At 66.9% G+C, this 14,388-nt stretch carries 15 protein-coding genes; 12 read left to right on the top strand and 3 right to left on the bottom strand.

Going from position 1 to position 14,388, the window contains the following annotated elements; translation table 11 throughout:
• Nucleotides 1-170: 170 nt before the first annotated feature.
• Together AC1ROX_RS14945 and atzF are read right to left on the bottom strand one after the other, a co-directional pair.
• Nucleotides 171-923: an SDR family oxidoreductase gene (locus AC1ROX_RS14945; RefSeq protein ID WP_493126730.1), complete on the bottom strand. Its 753-nt coding sequence runs from the start codon at nucleotides 921-923 to the stop codon at nucleotides 171-173.
• A gap of 68 nt (nucleotides 924-991) precedes the next feature.
• Nucleotides 992-2,767, bottom strand: a complete 1,776-nt coding sequence (atzF, locus tag AC1ROX_RS14940) for an allophanate hydrolase (protein WP_493126729.1) — start codon at nucleotides 2,765-2,767, stop codon at nucleotides 992-994.
• Between the two features lie 111 nt (nucleotides 2,768-2,878).
• Between atzF and AC1ROX_RS14935 the strand changes: the two genes are divergently transcribed.
• The 12 genes from AC1ROX_RS14935 to AC1ROX_RS14880 all read left to right on the top strand — a co-directional run bounded on the left by AC1ROX_RS14935 (nucleotide 2,879) and on the right by AC1ROX_RS14880 (nucleotide 13,239).
• Complete coding sequence (locus tag AC1ROX_RS14935) at nucleotides 2,879-4,483, top strand: ABC transporter substrate-binding protein (protein ID WP_493126728.1); 1,605 nt, start codon at nucleotides 2,879-2,881, stop codon at nucleotides 4,481-4,483.
• On the top strand, nucleotides 4,484-5,497 hold the full coding sequence (locus tag AC1ROX_RS14930) for an ABC transporter permease (protein WP_493126727.1): 1,014 nt from the start codon (nucleotides 4,484-4,486) through the stop codon (nucleotides 5,495-5,497).
• Nucleotides 5,498-5,499: 2 nt separating this feature from the next.
• The gene (locus tag AC1ROX_RS14925; protein ID WP_493126726.1) at nucleotides 5,500-6,345 is read left to right on the top strand and encodes an ABC transporter permease; all 846 of its coding nucleotides are present in this window, start codon (nucleotides 5,500-5,502) and stop codon (nucleotides 6,343-6,345) included.
• Nucleotides 6,342-7,310 (top strand): ABC transporter ATP-binding protein, encoded by a 969-nt coding sequence (locus tag AC1ROX_RS14920; RefSeq protein WP_493126725.1) that lies wholly within the window; start codon nucleotides 6,342-6,344, stop codon nucleotides 7,308-7,310. The genes AC1ROX_RS14925 and AC1ROX_RS14920 overlap by 4 nt, the downstream gene beginning before the upstream one ends.
• Entirely contained in the window at nucleotides 7,307-8,326 is a 1,020-nt protein-coding gene (locus tag AC1ROX_RS14915; RefSeq protein WP_493126724.1) for an oligopeptide/dipeptide ABC transporter ATP-binding protein, read from the top strand. Before AC1ROX_RS14920 ends, AC1ROX_RS14915 begins: the two co-directional genes overlap by 4 nt.
• A gap of 25 nt (nucleotides 8,327-8,351) precedes the next feature.
• Complete coding sequence (locus tag AC1ROX_RS14910) at nucleotides 8,352-8,540, top strand: AtzG-like protein (RefSeq protein WP_493126723.1); 189 nt, start codon at nucleotides 8,352-8,354, stop codon at nucleotides 8,538-8,540.
• Nucleotides 8,537-9,919 carry an AtzE family amidohydrolase gene (locus AC1ROX_RS14905; RefSeq protein WP_493126722.1) on the top strand — a complete coding sequence of 461 codons (1,383 nt, stop codon included), beginning with the start codon at nucleotides 8,537-8,539 and terminating at the stop codon, nucleotides 9,917-9,919. Before AC1ROX_RS14910 ends, AC1ROX_RS14905 begins: the two co-directional genes overlap by 4 nt.
• A gap of 10 nt (nucleotides 9,920-9,929) precedes the next feature.
• A complete protein-coding gene (hpxZ, locus tag AC1ROX_RS14900; protein WP_493126721.1) occupies nucleotides 9,930-10,328 on the top strand; it encodes an oxalurate catabolism protein HpxZ in 399 nt (132 codons plus the stop codon).
• A 63-nt stretch (nucleotides 10,329-10,391) separates the two neighbouring features.
• Nucleotides 10,392-10,715 (top strand): hypothetical protein, encoded by a 324-nt coding sequence (locus AC1ROX_RS14895; RefSeq protein ID WP_493126720.1) that lies wholly within the window; start codon nucleotides 10,392-10,394, stop codon nucleotides 10,713-10,715.
• Nucleotides 10,712-11,692 carry an NAD(P)-dependent oxidoreductase gene (locus tag AC1ROX_RS14890; RefSeq protein ID WP_493126719.1) on the top strand — a complete coding sequence of 327 codons (981 nt, stop codon included), beginning with the start codon at nucleotides 10,712-10,714 and terminating at the stop codon, nucleotides 11,690-11,692. The genes AC1ROX_RS14895 and AC1ROX_RS14890 overlap by 4 nt, the downstream gene beginning before the upstream one ends.
• A gap of 41 nt (nucleotides 11,693-11,733) precedes the next feature.
• Nucleotides 11,734-11,919 (top strand): hypothetical protein, encoded by a 186-nt coding sequence (locus AC1ROX_RS14885; protein WP_493126718.1) that lies wholly within the window; start codon nucleotides 11,734-11,736, stop codon nucleotides 11,917-11,919.
• Nucleotides 11,920-12,114: 195 nt separating this feature from the next.
• Nucleotides 12,115-13,239, top strand: a complete 1,125-nt coding sequence (locus AC1ROX_RS14880) for a GGDEF domain-containing protein (protein ID WP_493126717.1) — start codon at nucleotides 12,115-12,117, stop codon at nucleotides 13,237-13,239.
• Between the two features lie 74 nt (nucleotides 13,240-13,313).
• Here the strand turns inward: AC1ROX_RS14880 and AC1ROX_RS14875 are convergent, their stop codons facing one another.
• Nucleotides 13,314-14,345 carry a C-terminal binding protein gene (locus tag AC1ROX_RS14875; protein WP_493126716.1) on the bottom strand — a complete coding sequence of 344 codons (1,032 nt, stop codon included), beginning with the start codon at nucleotides 14,343-14,345 and terminating at the stop codon, nucleotides 13,314-13,316.
• Nucleotides 14,346-14,388 lie beyond the last annotated feature (43 nt).

The following is a 14,388-nucleotide window of genomic DNA, read 5'->3' as shown; positions in this document are numbered from 1 at the left end:
ATGCTTCGCACCCCACGAATGCGCCGCCTACATCAAAAACGCCGGCTACGCTTCGATATGAGACGGAAAGACTCTAGCCCGCTCTCTCTCATTGGAGCGCGCAACTCCAGTTGCGCTCAAGTCTCTGAGCGCCACTGGAGTGGCGCGCTCCGTTGAGAAGTCTTCGCGACTTAGCCGCGGCCTACAAACGGCATCTTCGTTGCCATCACGGTCATGAACTGCACGTTCGCATCGAGCGGCAGGCTGTCCATGTAGACGATGGCGTTGGCCACCGCGGACACGTCCATGCGCGGCTCGGCGATGGTCGTGCCGTTGGGCTGCAGCACGCCCTTGGTCATGCGCTCGGTCATCGGCGTCACGGCATTGCCGACGTCGATCTGGCCGCAGGCGATGTCGTAGGCGCGGCCGTCGAGCGAGGTCGACTTGGTGAGGCCGGTGATGGCGTGCTTGGTCGAGGTGTAGGCGACCGAGAAGGGCCGCGGCGCGTGCGCCGAGATCGAGCCGTTGTTGATGATGCGGCCGCCGCGCGGCGACTGGTCCTTCATGATCTTCATGGCTTCCTGCGTGCACAGGAACGGACCGGTCAGGTTCGCTGCCAGGACACCCAACCACGTCTCGTAGGGCAGCTCTTCCAGCGGCACGGGCGGGGCGCCGCCGCCGGCATTGTTGAACACCAGGTCGAGGCGTCCCCAGGTCGCCTTCACCTTGGCGAACAGTGCCACGATGTCGTCGCGCTTGGTGACGTCGGTCGGCACGGCGAGCGCGTTGGGCGCATTGTTGCCGGCCATCGACGCCGTCTCGTCCAGCGCGTCCTTGCGGCGGCCCGCCAGCGCGACCTTGTAGCCGTTGTTCAGCAGGGCGAGCGCCGAGGCGCGGCCGATGCCGCTGCCCGCGCCGGTGACGACTGCGATTTTTCCACTCATGATTTCGTTTCCTCCTCGAAGGAAAGGACCCTAGCAGACCGGCGGCCCGCAGTTGAAGGGCTGCGGGATCAGGACAGAGTCTTGAGGTAGGCCCGCCAGCCGCCCAGCGCGGTGATGTCCTTCGCGCCCTGGGTGGCATGCGCCTCGCAGAGGAAACCGGGGACGATGGTGCCGTCGGCGAGGCTCACCGAGCCCAGCCCCAGCGGCGCCGGAATCTGGCAGAGAAGCGCGCCGATCTTTTGGGCGGGCAGGCTCCACACTTCCAGCTCGATGGCGCTGCCGCCCTCGGCCACGCGCACCAGGCCCGGCCGGTGCGGTGGGCCGCCGGGCAGGGCGTAGAAGCGATAGGCGGGCGCGGTCTTGCCGGCACCCTCCAGCCGGCCACCCAGTTCGACGAGCTGGCCGTTCAGCGGCAGGCCGCTCATATGCGCGCCGACCACGGCGACGGGTACACGGTCTTCCACGATCACCGGGTCGGTCTCGGCCGGCGGCAGCTGGCTCATCGTCTTGCCGAGTGGCAAGGGCACGGCGCGTTGCCAGCGCGCGCCGAAGGCCAGCAGGGCGCGTTCGGCGTTGGCGTTCGAAATCAGCGTGATGCCGAACGGCATGCCGTCGGGCCGGAAGCCGGCCGGCACGGCAAGCGCCGAGAGGCCGAAGAAGTTCACGAAGTTGGTGTAGTGGCCGAGATGCGAATTGTAGAGCACCGGCTCGCGCTCGAGATCGGCCAGCTTGTAGATGGTGCCGGCCGTCGGGACGACGAGGAAATCGAGGCCCTTCATCTCGGCGAAGGCGCGCGCTTTCAGCTCGGCCAGACGATACTGGCCTTCGAAGGCATCGACGGCGCTGTACTTGCGACCGCCCAGCACGATCTGCTGCGTCGTCGGCCAGACACCTGATTTGTCGTCGGCGCTTTCCATGAAGGCGCCGACGGCCGCCGTGCGCTCGGCCACCCAGGGGCCGCTGTAGAGAAGCTGCGCGGCATCGCGGAACGGTGCGTAGTCGATCTCGACCGGCGTGCCGCCCAACCCCTTAAGCCGCTCGATCGCTTGTGCGTAGAGCGTGGCGTAGGCTGCGTCACCGAAGAACTCCGCGTCCTTGGTGCCGAGGATGCCGAAGCGGAACGTGCCGCCGATGGCAGGCGTCGCGTGCGGCTCGGCGGCGACGGCGAGGACTGCATCGGCATCGGCACAGGAAAGCGCGAACACCGACGTGCAGTCGAGCGAGCGGCAGGCCGGCACCATGCCTTCGTTGCTGAGCAGGCCCGGCGTCGGCTTGAGGCCGACGATGTTGTTGAAGCCGGCCGGCACGCGACCCGAGCCCGCCGTGTCGGTGCCCAGCGAGAAGCTCACCAGCCCCGACGAGACGGCCACGGCCGATCCCGAGCTCGATCCGCCGGGAACGTACGACGCATTGAACGGATTGAGCGGCACGCCGTAGGGAGAGCGAACGCCCACGAGGCCGGTGGCGAACTGATCGAGATTGGTCTTGCCGATCACGATCGCGCCGGCGTCGACGAGCCGCTGCACGACTTCGGCGGACGCCTTGGCCTCATAGGCGAAGCCCGGACAGGCCGCGGTCGTCACCATGCCCGCGACATCGAGATTGTCCTTCACTGCGAAGGGCACGCCGTAAAGCGGCAGCTTGTCGATCTCCCCGCGTCGTGCATCGAGGGCGGCAGCCTGCGCGCGGAGATCGACGTCGGATGCACGTGAGATCCAGACCTTGTCGTCACCGGCCTGCGCGATGCGTTTCAGCACCTCGTCGATCGTCTGCTGCACGTCGAGCGTGCCGGCGCGATAGGCGCGGAGCAACGCATGAACACCGAGGTCGAGAAAGGCTGTCATGTGCCGGTTGTAGACAAGCGCCACAGCGATTGCAGCCCCCAGATTTGCGCAGCAATTGGCACGGTCCTTGCGTCATCGCGCGAACGGGGAAGCAAAAACTGGGGAGTACCCATGAAGCGTCGCTCATTCTTCAAGACGACGGCGGCTGCCGGCGCAGCGGCGACAGCCGCTCCGGCGATCTGGTCCGAAGCCAAGGCGCAGGCACGCAACGAGACGTTGCTGATCGTGGGCGAGAGTCCACCCAATTCCATGGACATCCACGGCGTCGGCGCGAACCGGCCGGCCTACGAAGTGTCCTGGAACACCCATGACCGTCTCATGACCTACGGCGTCAAGAAGGACGCCAACGGCAACGACCATTACGACTACACCAAGCTCGAGCCCGAACTGGCGACCGAATGGGATCTCAAGCCCGGCTCGGTGACGTTCAAGCTGCGCAAGGACGCGAAGTTCCACGACGGCACGCCGATCACCGCCAAGGACGTGAAGTGGTCGTTCGACCGCGCCGTCACGGTGGGTGGCTTCCCGACCTTCCAGATGGCAGCCGGCTCGCTGGAGAAGCCCGAGCAGTTCGTGGTCGTCGACGACAATACCTTCCGGGTCGACTTCCTGCGCTCCGACAAGCTCACCATGCCCGACATCGGCGTGCCGGTGCCGGTCGTGATGAACTCCGAGCTGTGCAAGAAGCACGCGACCGCCACCGATCCCTGGGCGATGGAATGGTGCAAGAACAACCACGCCTCGGGCGGCGCCTACAAGGTCGAACGCTGGCAGCCCGGCCAGGAAGTCGTCTACGTGCGCAACGACGACTGGAAGAACGGGCCGATGCCCAAGATCCGGCGCGTCATCATGCGCATCATCCCCTCGGCCGGTAACCGGCGCGCGCTGCTGGAGCGCGGCGACGCCGATATCTCGTTCGACCTGCCGTCGAAGGACTTCTCCGAGCTCAAGACCTCGCCGAAGCTCACCGTCATCGGCACGCCGATCGAGAACGCGATGATGTATCTCGGCATGAACGTGAACCAGAAGCCGTTCGACAATGTGAAGGTCCGCCAGGCCGTGGCCTATGCGGTGCCGTACCAGCAGATCATGGACTCGGTCATGTTCGGCCAGGCGATCCCGCTGTTCGGCGGCGCCGACAACAAATTCAAGGGCGTCTACTGGCCGCAGAAGGACGGCTACAAGACCGACATCGCCAAGGCCAAGGCGCTGATGGCGGAAGCGGGCTATCCCAACGGCTTCGAGACGACCGTGTCGTTCGACCTGGGTCTCGCCAGCACCAACGAGCCGCTGACCATCCTCGTCCAGGAGAGCCTGGCGCAGATCGGCATCAAGGCCACGATCAACAAGATTCCGGGCGCCAATTGGCGCGGCGAGCTTCTGAAGAAGAACATGCCGATGATCACCAACGCCTTCGGCGGCTGGCTGAACTATCCGGAATATTTCTTCTTCTGGTGCTATCACGGCCAGAACGCCGTCTTCAACACGATGGGCTACAAGAACCCGGCCATGGACGCGCTGATCGACAAGGCGCGCTTCTCGTCGGGCCCCGAGTACGAGGCGGCGGTGAAGGGCTTCATCGACATCGCCTTCGAGGAAGTGCCCCGCGTGCCGATCTTCCAGCCGCTGCTCAACGTGGCGATGCAGAAGAACGTCACCGGCTACCGATACTGGTTCCACCGCCAGCTCGACTACCGCCAGCTCGCGAAGGGCTAGATGGTCGGGCTGCTGCTCTCGCGGCTGGCGACGGCGATCCCGAGCCTCATCGGCGTCGTCATCGTCACGTTCATGCTCACCCGGCTGCTGCCGGGTGATCCGGCGGCCTATTTCGCCGGACTGGCCGCGAGCCCGCAGGCGATCGCCGAGGTCCGCGTCAAGCTCGGCCTCGACAAGTCGCTGCCCGAACAGTTCGTCGGCTATCTCGGCGATCTGGTGCACGGCAATCTCGGCAACTCGCTCAGCACCGGACAGCCGGTCGTGGCCGAGATCGCCACGCGCCTGCCGGCCTCGGCCGAGCTGACCCTGTTCGCGCTGATCGTCGCCATCGCCATCGCCATTCCGCTGGGTGTGCTGGCCGCAGTGAAGCAAGGCACGTGGATCGATCACCTCTGCCGCATCGTCACGACGGCCGGGGTCTCGCTGCCGGTCTTCTTCACCGGGCTCCTGTTCGCCTATGTCTTCTATTACCTGCTGCAATGGGCACCGGCGCCGACCGGACGCCTTGATGTATTCCTGTCGCCGCCCAAGCACATCACCGGCTTCTACCTGATCGACTCGCTGCTGACCGGCGACCTCGAAGTGTTCTGGGGAAGCCTGCGCCAGCTCGCGCTGCCGGCCATCTCCATGGCGATCTTCTCGCTGGCGCCGCTGGCCCGCATGACCCGCGGCTCCATGCTCGCCGTGCTGGGCAGCGACTTCATCCGCACCGCGCGGGCGAGCGGGCTGTCGCCGGGAACGGTCGTCTTCACCTATGCCTTCCGTAATGCCGTGCTGCCGGTCATCACGACGCTCGGCATGGTCTTCTCCTTCCTGCTGGGCGCCAACGTCCTGGTCGAGACGGTGTTCGCCTGGCCGGGCATCGGCCTCTATGCGGTGAACGCGCTGATCACGTCGGACTATGCGCCGGTGCAGGGCTTCGTGCTCACCATGGCGATCCTCTACGTGGCCCTGAACCTCACCATCGACCTGGTCTACGGGCTGGTCGATCCACGCGTGCGGCTGGACGCCTGACGATGCTGCCGCTGCTGCGCCACGCCCGCTACGTGCTCTCGGAAAATCCGGTCACCGGGCTGGCGTTCGGCCTGTTCGCCCTGTTCCTGGTGGCCGCGATCTTCGGTCCGCTGATCGCGCCCTACAACCCGCTGCAGAGCAATGCGGCGATGGCGTTGAAGCCGCCGTCCGCGGCGCACTGGTTCGGCACCGACCAGCTCGGCCGCGACATCTTCAGCCGCGTGCTGGTGGCGACGCGGCTCGACCTCGCCATCGCCTTCGCCTCCGTCATCCTGGCCTTCTTCCTGGGCGCGCTGTCGGGCGTCGCGGCGGGCTATTTTGGCGGCTGGACGGACCGTGTCGTCGGCCGACTCGCCGACACGATCATGGCCTTCCCGCTGTTCGTGCTGGCCATGGGCATCGTGGCGGCGTTGGGCAACGAGGTGATCAACATCGTGATCGCCACGGCGATCATCAATTTCCCGCTCTACGCCCGCGTCGCGCGCGCCGAAGCCAATGTGCGGCGCGATGCCGGCTTCGTCGAGGCCGCGCGCCTGTCGGGCAACGGCGAGACGCGGGTCCTGCTGTGCCACATCCTGCCCAACATCATGCCCATCATGATGGTGCAGATGTCGCTCACCATGGGCTACGCGATCCTCAACGCCGCTGGCCTGTCCTTCATCGGCCTCGGCGTGCGCCCCCCGGCGGCGGAGTGGGGCATCATGGTCGCCGAGGGCGCCAACTTCATCCAGTCGGGCGAATGGTGGATCGCGCTGTTTCCCGGTGCGACGCTGATGCTGGCGGTGTTCTGCTTCAACCTGCTGGGCGACGGGTTGCGCGACATCATCGATCCGAGGAAGCGGACATGACCGCGGTGCCCGCCCTCGCCGTGGAGAACCTGTCGGTCGAGTTCCGCACGCGCTCGGGCGTGGTGAAGGTGCTCGACCAGGTGGGCTTCAGCGTCGGCAAGGGCGAGACCATCGCGCTGGTGGGCGAGAGCGGCTCGGGCAAGTCGGTGACGGCCTTCGCCGTCATGGGCATCCTCGACGCCGCCGGCAAGGTGACGTCGGGACGGGCGATGTTCGGCGGCTCCGACCTGCTGGCGCTCAGCGAGCGCGACCTCGCGGAACAGCGCGGCCGCGAGCTTTCCATGATCTTCCAGAATCCGCGGACGGCGCTCAATCCCATCCGCCGTGTCGGCCGGCAGATCGCCGATGTGCTGGTGCGTCACGGTGGCGCCACCCGCAACGACGCACCGCGCGCCGCGATCGAGATGCTGAAGAAGGTGCGCATTCCCGATCCGGAACGCCGTGCCGAAGCCTATCCGTTCGAACTGTCGGGCGGCATGTGCCAGCGCATCATGATCGCCGTGGCGCTGGCCTGCCGGCCGGCCCTGCTGATCGCCGACGAGCCGACGACCGGCCTCGACGTCACGACCCAGGCGGTGATCATGGACCTGATCGGTGAGCTGGCGAGCGAAGCCGGTATGGCCACGATCTTCATCACCCACGATCTGGCGCTGGCCGCTGAATATTGCGACCGGATCGTGGTCATGCATGCCGGCCATATCGTCGAGGCCGCGCCGGGACTGGAGCTGTTCGAAAGCCCACGACATCCCTATTCGGCCAAGCTGCTGGCGGCGACGCCGGGCGAGACGGCTTCTCTCGCCGAGCTTGCCTCGATCCCGGGCGGCCTGCCCGACCTGCGCCGCACCGATCTGCCGCCCTGCCGCTACAGCGGCCGCTGCGAGCGCAGGATCGACGATTGCGCGAAGCCGCTGCCGCACCGGCAGATCAACGAGCATCACGTCGTGTCCTGCTGGAACCCGCTATGAGCGACATCGCGCCCGGGCCGCTCCTCGATATCGCCGAACTCGCCAAGCGCTTCACGATCGGCAGCAAGCAGAGCCTGCTGTCGCGCGCCACCTCGTACGGCAAGCCGGTGAAGCCGTTGCCGCAATTGCATGCCGTGGACGAGGTGAGCTTCACCATCGGTCGCGGCGAGACGGTGGGGCTGGTTGGCGAATCGGGCTGCGGCAAGTCCACCCTGGTGCGCCTGATCAACCGCCTGCTCGATCCGACCTCCGGCAGCATCCGACTCGGCGGTGTGGAGATGGCCGATTTCAAGGCCAGTCACTTCGCCTCCAATCCGAATCGCGCCCGTGTCCAGATGGTGTTCCAGGACGCGGGCGATTCGCTCAATCCGCGCTACACGGCGGCCGATGCCATCGCCGATCCGATCCGGCGGCTGCGGAAGATGTCGGGCGCGGACCTCAAGCTGCGCGTGGAAAAGCTCGCCGACATGACGGGGCTGCCGCGCGAGCTGCTGTCGCGCTTTCCGCACCAGCTGTCGGGCGGCCAGAAGGCGAGGGTGGGCATCGCCCGCGCCATTGCCGTCGAGCCGGAGCTGCTGATCCTCGACGAGCCGACGGCGGCGCTCGATGTCTCGGTGCAGGTGGTGATCCTGCAGCTGCTGCAGCAGCTCAAGCAGGAGCTGGGCATGAGCTACCTGTTCGTGAGCCACGATCTCAACGTCGTCCGGCTGCTGTGCGATCGCGTGCTCGTCATGTATCTCGGCAAGATCGTGGAAGAGGGGCCGGCCGGCGAGGTCTTCGCCGATCCGAAGCATCCCTATACGCGGGCGCTGATCTCGGCGATCCCGCAGGCCGATCCTGCCCAGCGGACCAGCCGCCTGCGGCTGGGCGGCGAGCCGCGCAGCCCGATCGATCCCGATCCGCGCGTCTGCCGCTTCTACGGCCGCTGCCCGGACGGCAACCCGCGCTGCGCCGAGGAGATGCCGCTCTTGCATTCGGCAGGCCCGGCACGGCAGGTTGCCTGCCACTTCGCTTGAACCAAAGAACGAAAGAAGGAACGCGATGGCCGAAAGCAAGCCTGACGTCGCACGCATGGTCGAGGAGGGTGCGAAAACCGTCGGCCTCACGATCGCGCCCGAATACCTCCCCAACGTGATCCTGAACGTCGAGCGCTCCCTGATGATCGCGCGGCCGTTGCTCGAGCTCGATCTCGAGGACGATCTCATGTCGGGTCCGGTGTTCCGGCCATGAGCGATCCCACATCGAAGCAAGCGACCGCGACGGAGATCGCGGGCGCGGTGATGAGCGGCAAGGTCAAGGCCGCCGCCGTGATCGACGCCACCCTGAAGCGCATCGAGGCGGCCGAGCCCACGGTCAACGCCTTCACCGATATCGTGGCCGAGCGCGCCCGCAAGCGCGCGGCGGAGATCGATGCGGGGCTGCATCGCGGGCCGCTGCTGGGCGTGCCCTTCGCGGTGAAGAACCTGTTCGACATTGCCGGCTTGCCGACGCGTGCGGGCTCGAAGATCAACATCGATGGACCGAAGGCCGAGCGCGACGGCGCGCTGGTGCGCAAGCTCGAAGCGGCCGGCGCGATCCTGGTCGGCGGCCTCAACATGGGCGAGTACGCCTACGACTTCACCGGCGAGAACATCCATTACGGTCCTTCGCGCAACCCGCACGACCCGACGCGCATGTCCGGCGGCTCCTCGGGTGGCTCGGGCGCGGCCGTGGCGGCGGGCGAGGTGCCGCTGTCGCTGGGCTCCGACACCAACGGCTCGATCCGCGTGCCGTCCTCGCTCTGCGGCCTGTTTGGCCTGAAGCCGACCTATGGACGGCTGAGCCGGGCCGGTTCGTTTCCGTTCGTGGATTCCTTCGACCATCTCGGTCCGATCGCCCGGTCGGCAGAGGACCTCGCGCTCTCCTTCGACGCCATGCAGGGCTGGGATTCCGACGATCCGGTCTGCACCGACCGGCCGGCCGATCCGACCCTGCCGCGCCTGGTCGAGGGCGTCGACGGGCTGCGCATCGCCATTGCCGGCGACTATTTCGCCAGGGGCGGCGAGCCCGAGGCCTTCGAAGCCGTGGCCACCGTGGCCAAGGCGCTGGGCGCCAGCAAGACCGTCGTGCTGCCCCAGGCGGCCGCGGCGCGGGCGGCGGCCTATGTCATCACCGCGATCGAGGGCGCGCAGCTTCACCTGCCGCGCCTGCGCACGCGGCCGCAGGATTTCGATCCCGACACGCGCGAGCGCTTCATGGCGGGCGCGCTGCTGCCCGGCGCCTGGTACGTGAAGGCGCAGCGCTTCCGCCGCGAGTATCGCGCCCATGTGCTGAAGCTGTTCAAGGAGGTCGACGTGATCCTGGCGCCGGCCACGCCGTGCACGGCGCCGAAGCTCGGCCAGACCATGATGAAGCTGGGCGGGGTCGAGCTGCCGGTGCGGGCCAATCTCGGCCTGTTCACCCAGCCGATCTCCTTCATCGGCCTGCCGGTCGCGGTGGCACCGCTGCAGCGGCCCGGCGGCCTGCCGATCGGCGTGCAGCTCATTGCCAAGCCCTACAACGAGCAGGCGGCGCTGCGCGTGGCCAACCATCTGCAGAAACTGGGCGTCGCCGCCGCGCCACCCGCCTGAGGAGCCCCACATGGAAATCAATATTCCCGAGATCGTCGCCGAGGTGACGGCGGCCTTCAATCGCTACGAGGTGGCGCTCAACACCAACGACGTCGTGGTGCTGGACGAGCTCTTCTGGAAGAGCCCGCACACGCTGCGCTACGGCGTCGGCGAGCAGCTCTACGGCCATGACCAGATCGCGGCCTTCCGTTCGGGCCGCAATCCGCAGTTCGTGCAGAACCGCGACCTGCTGAAGCTCTGGATCGTGACCTACGGTCGCGACTTCGGCACGGCGAACTGCGAGTTCAAGCGGCATGGCGCGACCAAGACCGGCCGGCAGAGCCATACCTGGATGCGCACGCCCGACGGCTGGCGCATCGTCGCCGCGCACGTTTCCCTGCTGGGCGAGGCGACGCCGATGAAGAGCTGACGCTTTTGCGGCAGCCCTCCGCGCGCCGCCGTCGTAAGCTTGGCGGCGCAGCAGGAGGCATCGATGGCAAAACCGTTCCAAGTTTCGCTGGCGCCTGAAAAGCTCTGGCAGGCGATCAACCCGCTCAGTATTTACCAGCCGGGCGCCCAGTTCGGCTTCTTCAACATCAATCTCGGCCAGACGTCGCGGCCCGACATCGAGCAGGAGATCCTCGAGCGGGTGGGAAGCTACGGGCGGCAGCTCGGCCGCATCGGCGATGTGCTCGAAGTGCTCATGGACCACATGAAGCAAGGCAATCTCAGCGACGCGGAGCGCGACACGCTGACCATCCTGCGCGGCCAGCTTGCCGAGGTGCGCAAGATCAAGAAGAGCGCGGAGAAGACATGAAGAAGCTCCTTCTGACCCACGCCCCGCTCGCGCGCCGGCAGTATTACGGCGCCCGAGCGCTTGCCCGCCTGCAGGAACTGGTCGAGGTCGTCCTGCACGAGGGCGATGCGCCGCTCGATGCGCAGGGCGTGGTCGGGATGGCGCGCGGTGTCGATTTCATCGTCGCCGATCGGGCGACCGCGATACCGGCCATCGTCTTCGAGAGCCTGCCGGGGCTGCGTGTGGTCATGCGCAGTGCCATCGACATCCGCAACATCGATGTCGCCGCCGCGACCGAGGCGGGCGTGCTGGTGACCCATGCCGAGGCGGGCTTCGTGCAGTCGGTCGTCGAACTGACCCTGGGTTTCCTGGTCGATCTCTCACGCGGCATCACACGGGCGGCCACGTCCTATCACGAGCGGACAAGGCCCGAGATCAAGGTCGGCCGGCAGCTCGGCGGATCGACGGTCGGCATCATCGGCTACGGCCGGATCTCGCGCGAACTGGCGCCCGTCCTGGCCCAGCTCGGCATGACCGTGCTGGTGTCCGATCCCTATGCCCAGGTCGATGACCGGCGCTTCCTCAAGGTGCCGATGGAGGAGCTGCTGGCGAAGGCCGACTATGTGATCTGCCTCGCCATCGCCAACGAGGAGACGGAGAACCTGCTCGATGCGGCGGCCTTCGCCCGCATGAAGCCGGACGCCTTCTTCATCAACATGTCGCGCGGCAACCTGGTCGACGAGGCGGCGCTTGCGGCGGCGCTGACCGAGGGCCGCATCGCCGGTGCGGCGATGGATGTCGGCCGGGCGCCCGACCAGATGCCGTCGCCCGAGCTGGCGCGCCTGCCCAATGTGATCGCCACGCCGCATATCGGCGGGCTGACCCCGCCCGCCAGCGAAAGCCAGGCGATGGACACGGTTCGCCAGGTCGAGGCGCTGGTGAAAGGCGAGGTCCCGCCGGGGGCCGCCAACCTCGCGAGTTGGACCCGCCGTGATTGAGACCGGTTGAAAAGCCCCGGACGCGGGCGCATGAGCAATGCATGCGTACGCCGAAGGACCTGATGGCTGTCCACGTCCCCACCGAGGATCTGGGGGACTACAATCTCACCCAGACCGGCTGGTATGCGATGGACGATGGCGGCCACGTCATCCTCGGGCCCTTCGACAGCCTGGCGCTGTGCGACCGGGCGATTCGCGACCGGCTGCAGCAACAGCAATCGTCGTGAACGGGTGCGGATCGGCTCGGTTTTCCAAGCGTATTGTGGGTTATTGCAGGCTGATTGCGACCTCGTGACATAGGCGTCGCCCTCTCAATTTTGATGTCCGGCGTGTCCTTCGCGCGTAGAAGCGGGGTGTGTGGGTACCCCTGTTGCGCCTTCTTGGGAAATTGGGCGCACAGGGATCGTCTTGGGGTCAGTCCTATGAACATCGGCACTTATTCGCTGCCGGCCGCTGCTGCGCCGTCGCGCTGGTACGTGGGCGCCATGGAGCATCTGGTTGATGTCGTGCAGCTTCTGTCGCTGGCGCGCGACCTGCCGCGCATCATGGACATCGTCCGGCACGCTGCCCGGGAACTGACCGGCGCCGACGGGGCGACCTTCGTGCTGCGGGACGACGGCAAGTGCTTCTACGCGGAAGAAGACGCCATCGCGCCGCTGTGGAAGGGCCTGCGCTTCCCGCTGGAGACCTGCGTCAGCGGCTGGGCGATGATCAACCGGCAGGCCGCCGTCATTCCCGACATCTATGCCGATTCCCGCATCCCGGCGGATGCCTATCGGCCGACCTTCGTGAAGAGCCTGGCCATGGTGCCGATCCGCACCGTCGATCCGATCGGCGCCATCGGCAATTACTGGGCCGAGAACCATCATCCGACGCCCGAGCAGGTGCAGGTGCTGCAGAGCCTGGCCGACGTGACCGCGGTCGCCATGGAGAACGTGCAGGTCCTCGACACTCTCGAGAAGCGGGTGGCGGCGCGTACAGCCGAGCTCGAGGCGACGAACGACCGCCTCAAGGCCGAGGTCGAGCGGCGCCGGCTGGCCGAGGAGAGCGCCCACCGTCAGTCGATCACCGACGAGCTGACAGGCCTCTACAATCGTCGCGGCTTCTTCCACTTCGCGACCCATCAGCTCAAGGCTGCCTGCCAGGCCGACCAGAGCAGCTGGCTGCTGTTCGCCGATGCCGATGATCTCAAGACGGTCAACGACCGGGACGGCCACGAAGCCGGCGATCGCCTGCTGACCAGTGTCGCCAAGGCGCTGCAGTATGCGTTCGGCGATCAGGACGCGGTCATCGGCCGCCTGGGCGGTGACGAATTCGCGGTCTACGCCACGGGGCCCGGCCGGTCGGCGGCGGAGCTTCGGCGGCGCCTCGCCGAGGCGGTCGGCCAGGTCAATCGCACCGACGGCGTGAGCGTCTCGCTCAGCGTCGGCATCGCGCGCTGCGAACCCGATGGCGCGATCCCGTTCGAGGACCATCTGCGCCACGCCGACAACGCGATGTATGTCGAGAAGCAGGCGAAGCGCCCGAAGGGGCGGCTCGACGCCTGATGCCATGACCCCATCGCCCTCGTAAGACGAGGGCACTTCCCCTTTGCGGAGTCCGCAAAGGGGAAGCAGGCCGATTAGTTACCCGGCCCGCGCTCCATCGAGAAGGGCTGCCAGCGCAGCAGCTTCGACTTCTCCAGCACCATCGGATTGACGCAGGCGCGTGGCCACTTGCCGCCCAGCACCAGCGCGAGTTCGGCGCCGACGCGACGCTTGCGCGCCATGTCGAAGCGGCTCGAGGCCGAGGCGACGTGTGCGGTGAGGATCACATTGTCCATGCCGAGCAGCGGATTGTTGTGGCCGACCGGCTCGGTCTCCAGCACGTCGAGGCCGGCGCCGGCGATCCAACCTTCCTGCAGCGCCTTGATCATGGCCGGCTCGTCGACCGTGGAGCCGCGGCCGGTGTTCACGAACAGCGCCGTCTTCTTCATCTGGCGGAAGTGCTGTTCCTTCATCAGGTGATGGGCGTCCTTGGTGCCGGGCGCATGCATGCTCACGATGTCGGAGCGCTGCAGCAGCTCGTCGTAGCCGACCGGCTGGACACCGTAGTCGGACATGACCAGCTCCTCGATATAGGGGTCGTAGGCCAGCATCTGGAAGCCGAACGGCGCGGCGCGCTTGGCGACGGCGCGGGCGACGTGGCCGAACGAGATGAAGCCCAGGGTCATGCCCATGAGGCGCGGGAACTGGTAGAGGTGCGGACGGGCCTTGGCCCACTCGCCCTTGCGCACCATCTGGTCCTGCACGACGAGGCGCCGCCAGCTTGCCAGGATCAAGGTCATGGCATGGTCGGCCACTTCCTCGATGAACGTATCGGGCACATTGGTGACCGGGATGCCGAGCTGGGTGGCCACGTCCACATCGACCGAATCGACGCCGACGCTGCCCAGCGACACGACCTTCAGTTTCTTCCCGGCCTCGATCACCTTGGCGGAGATGCGCGGACGGCCCTTGCCGTAGATGGCGTCGGCATCGGCCACGGCCTTGATGAGTTCGGCTTCGTCGCCCGACACCTCGACGATCTCCGCGCCGATGCCCGCCAACGTTTCCATTTCCAGGGAATGGTCGGTCTTGCCCGGCCCGGTCGTCACGATCTTGAAACGCGCCACGTGTTGTCTCCTCCGCTAATTTGGCGGCACTCTAGCGCAATCC

Source organism: Reyranella sp. GW821-FHT14A01, assembly GCF_058803965.1.
Note: the sequence above shows the minus strand (reverse complement) of the source record. Positions and strands in the feature narration are given on the sequence as shown.

Bases quoted from the DNA above. Each gene is read 5' to 3' on its own strand.
- AC1ROX_RS14910 (WP_493126723.1), top strand. From the start codon at position 8,352: ATGGCCGAAAGCAAGCCTGACGTCGCACGCATGGTCGAGGAGGGTGCG.
- AC1ROX_RS14885 (WP_493126718.1), top strand. From the start codon at position 11,734: ATGCGTACGCCGAAGGACCTGATGGCTGTCCACGTCCCCACCGAGGAT.
- AC1ROX_RS14905 (WP_493126722.1), top strand. From the start codon at position 8,537: ATGAGCGATCCCACATCGAAGCAAGCGACCGCGACGGAGATCGCGGGC.
- AC1ROX_RS14935 (WP_493126728.1), top strand. From the start codon at position 2,879: ATGAAGCGTCGCTCATTCTTCAAGACGACGGCGGCTGCCGGCGCAGCG.
- atzF (WP_493126729.1), bottom strand. From the start codon at position 2,767: ATGACAGCCTTTCTCGACCTCGGTGTTCATGCGTTGCTCCGCGCCTAT.
- AC1ROX_RS14915 (WP_493126724.1), top strand. From the start codon at position 7,307: ATGAGCGACATCGCGCCCGGGCCGCTCCTCGATATCGCCGAACTCGCC.
- AC1ROX_RS14890 (WP_493126719.1), top strand. From the start codon at position 10,712: ATGAAGAAGCTCCTTCTGACCCACGCCCCGCTCGCGCGCCGGCAGTAT.
- AC1ROX_RS14945 (WP_493126730.1), bottom strand. From the start codon at position 923: ATGAGTGGAAAAATCGCAGTCGTCACCGGCGCGGGCAGCGGCATCGGC.
- AC1ROX_RS14895 (WP_493126720.1), top strand. From the start codon at position 10,392: ATGGCAAAACCGTTCCAAGTTTCGCTGGCGCCTGAAAAGCTCTGGCAG.
- AC1ROX_RS14920 (WP_493126725.1), top strand. From the start codon at position 6,342: ATGACCGCGGTGCCCGCCCTCGCCGTGGAGAACCTGTCGGTCGAGTTC.
- AC1ROX_RS14925 (WP_493126726.1), top strand. From the start codon at position 5,500: ATGCTGCCGCTGCTGCGCCACGCCCGCTACGTGCTCTCGGAAAATCCG.
- hpxZ (WP_493126721.1), top strand. From the start codon at position 9,930: ATGGAAATCAATATTCCCGAGATCGTCGCCGAGGTGACGGCGGCCTTC.
- AC1ROX_RS14930 (WP_493126727.1), top strand. From the start codon at position 4,484: ATGGTCGGGCTGCTGCTCTCGCGGCTGGCGACGGCGATCCCGAGCCTC.
- AC1ROX_RS14880 (WP_493126717.1), top strand. From the start codon at position 12,115: ATGAACATCGGCACTTATTCGCTGCCGGCCGCTGCTGCGCCGTCGCGC.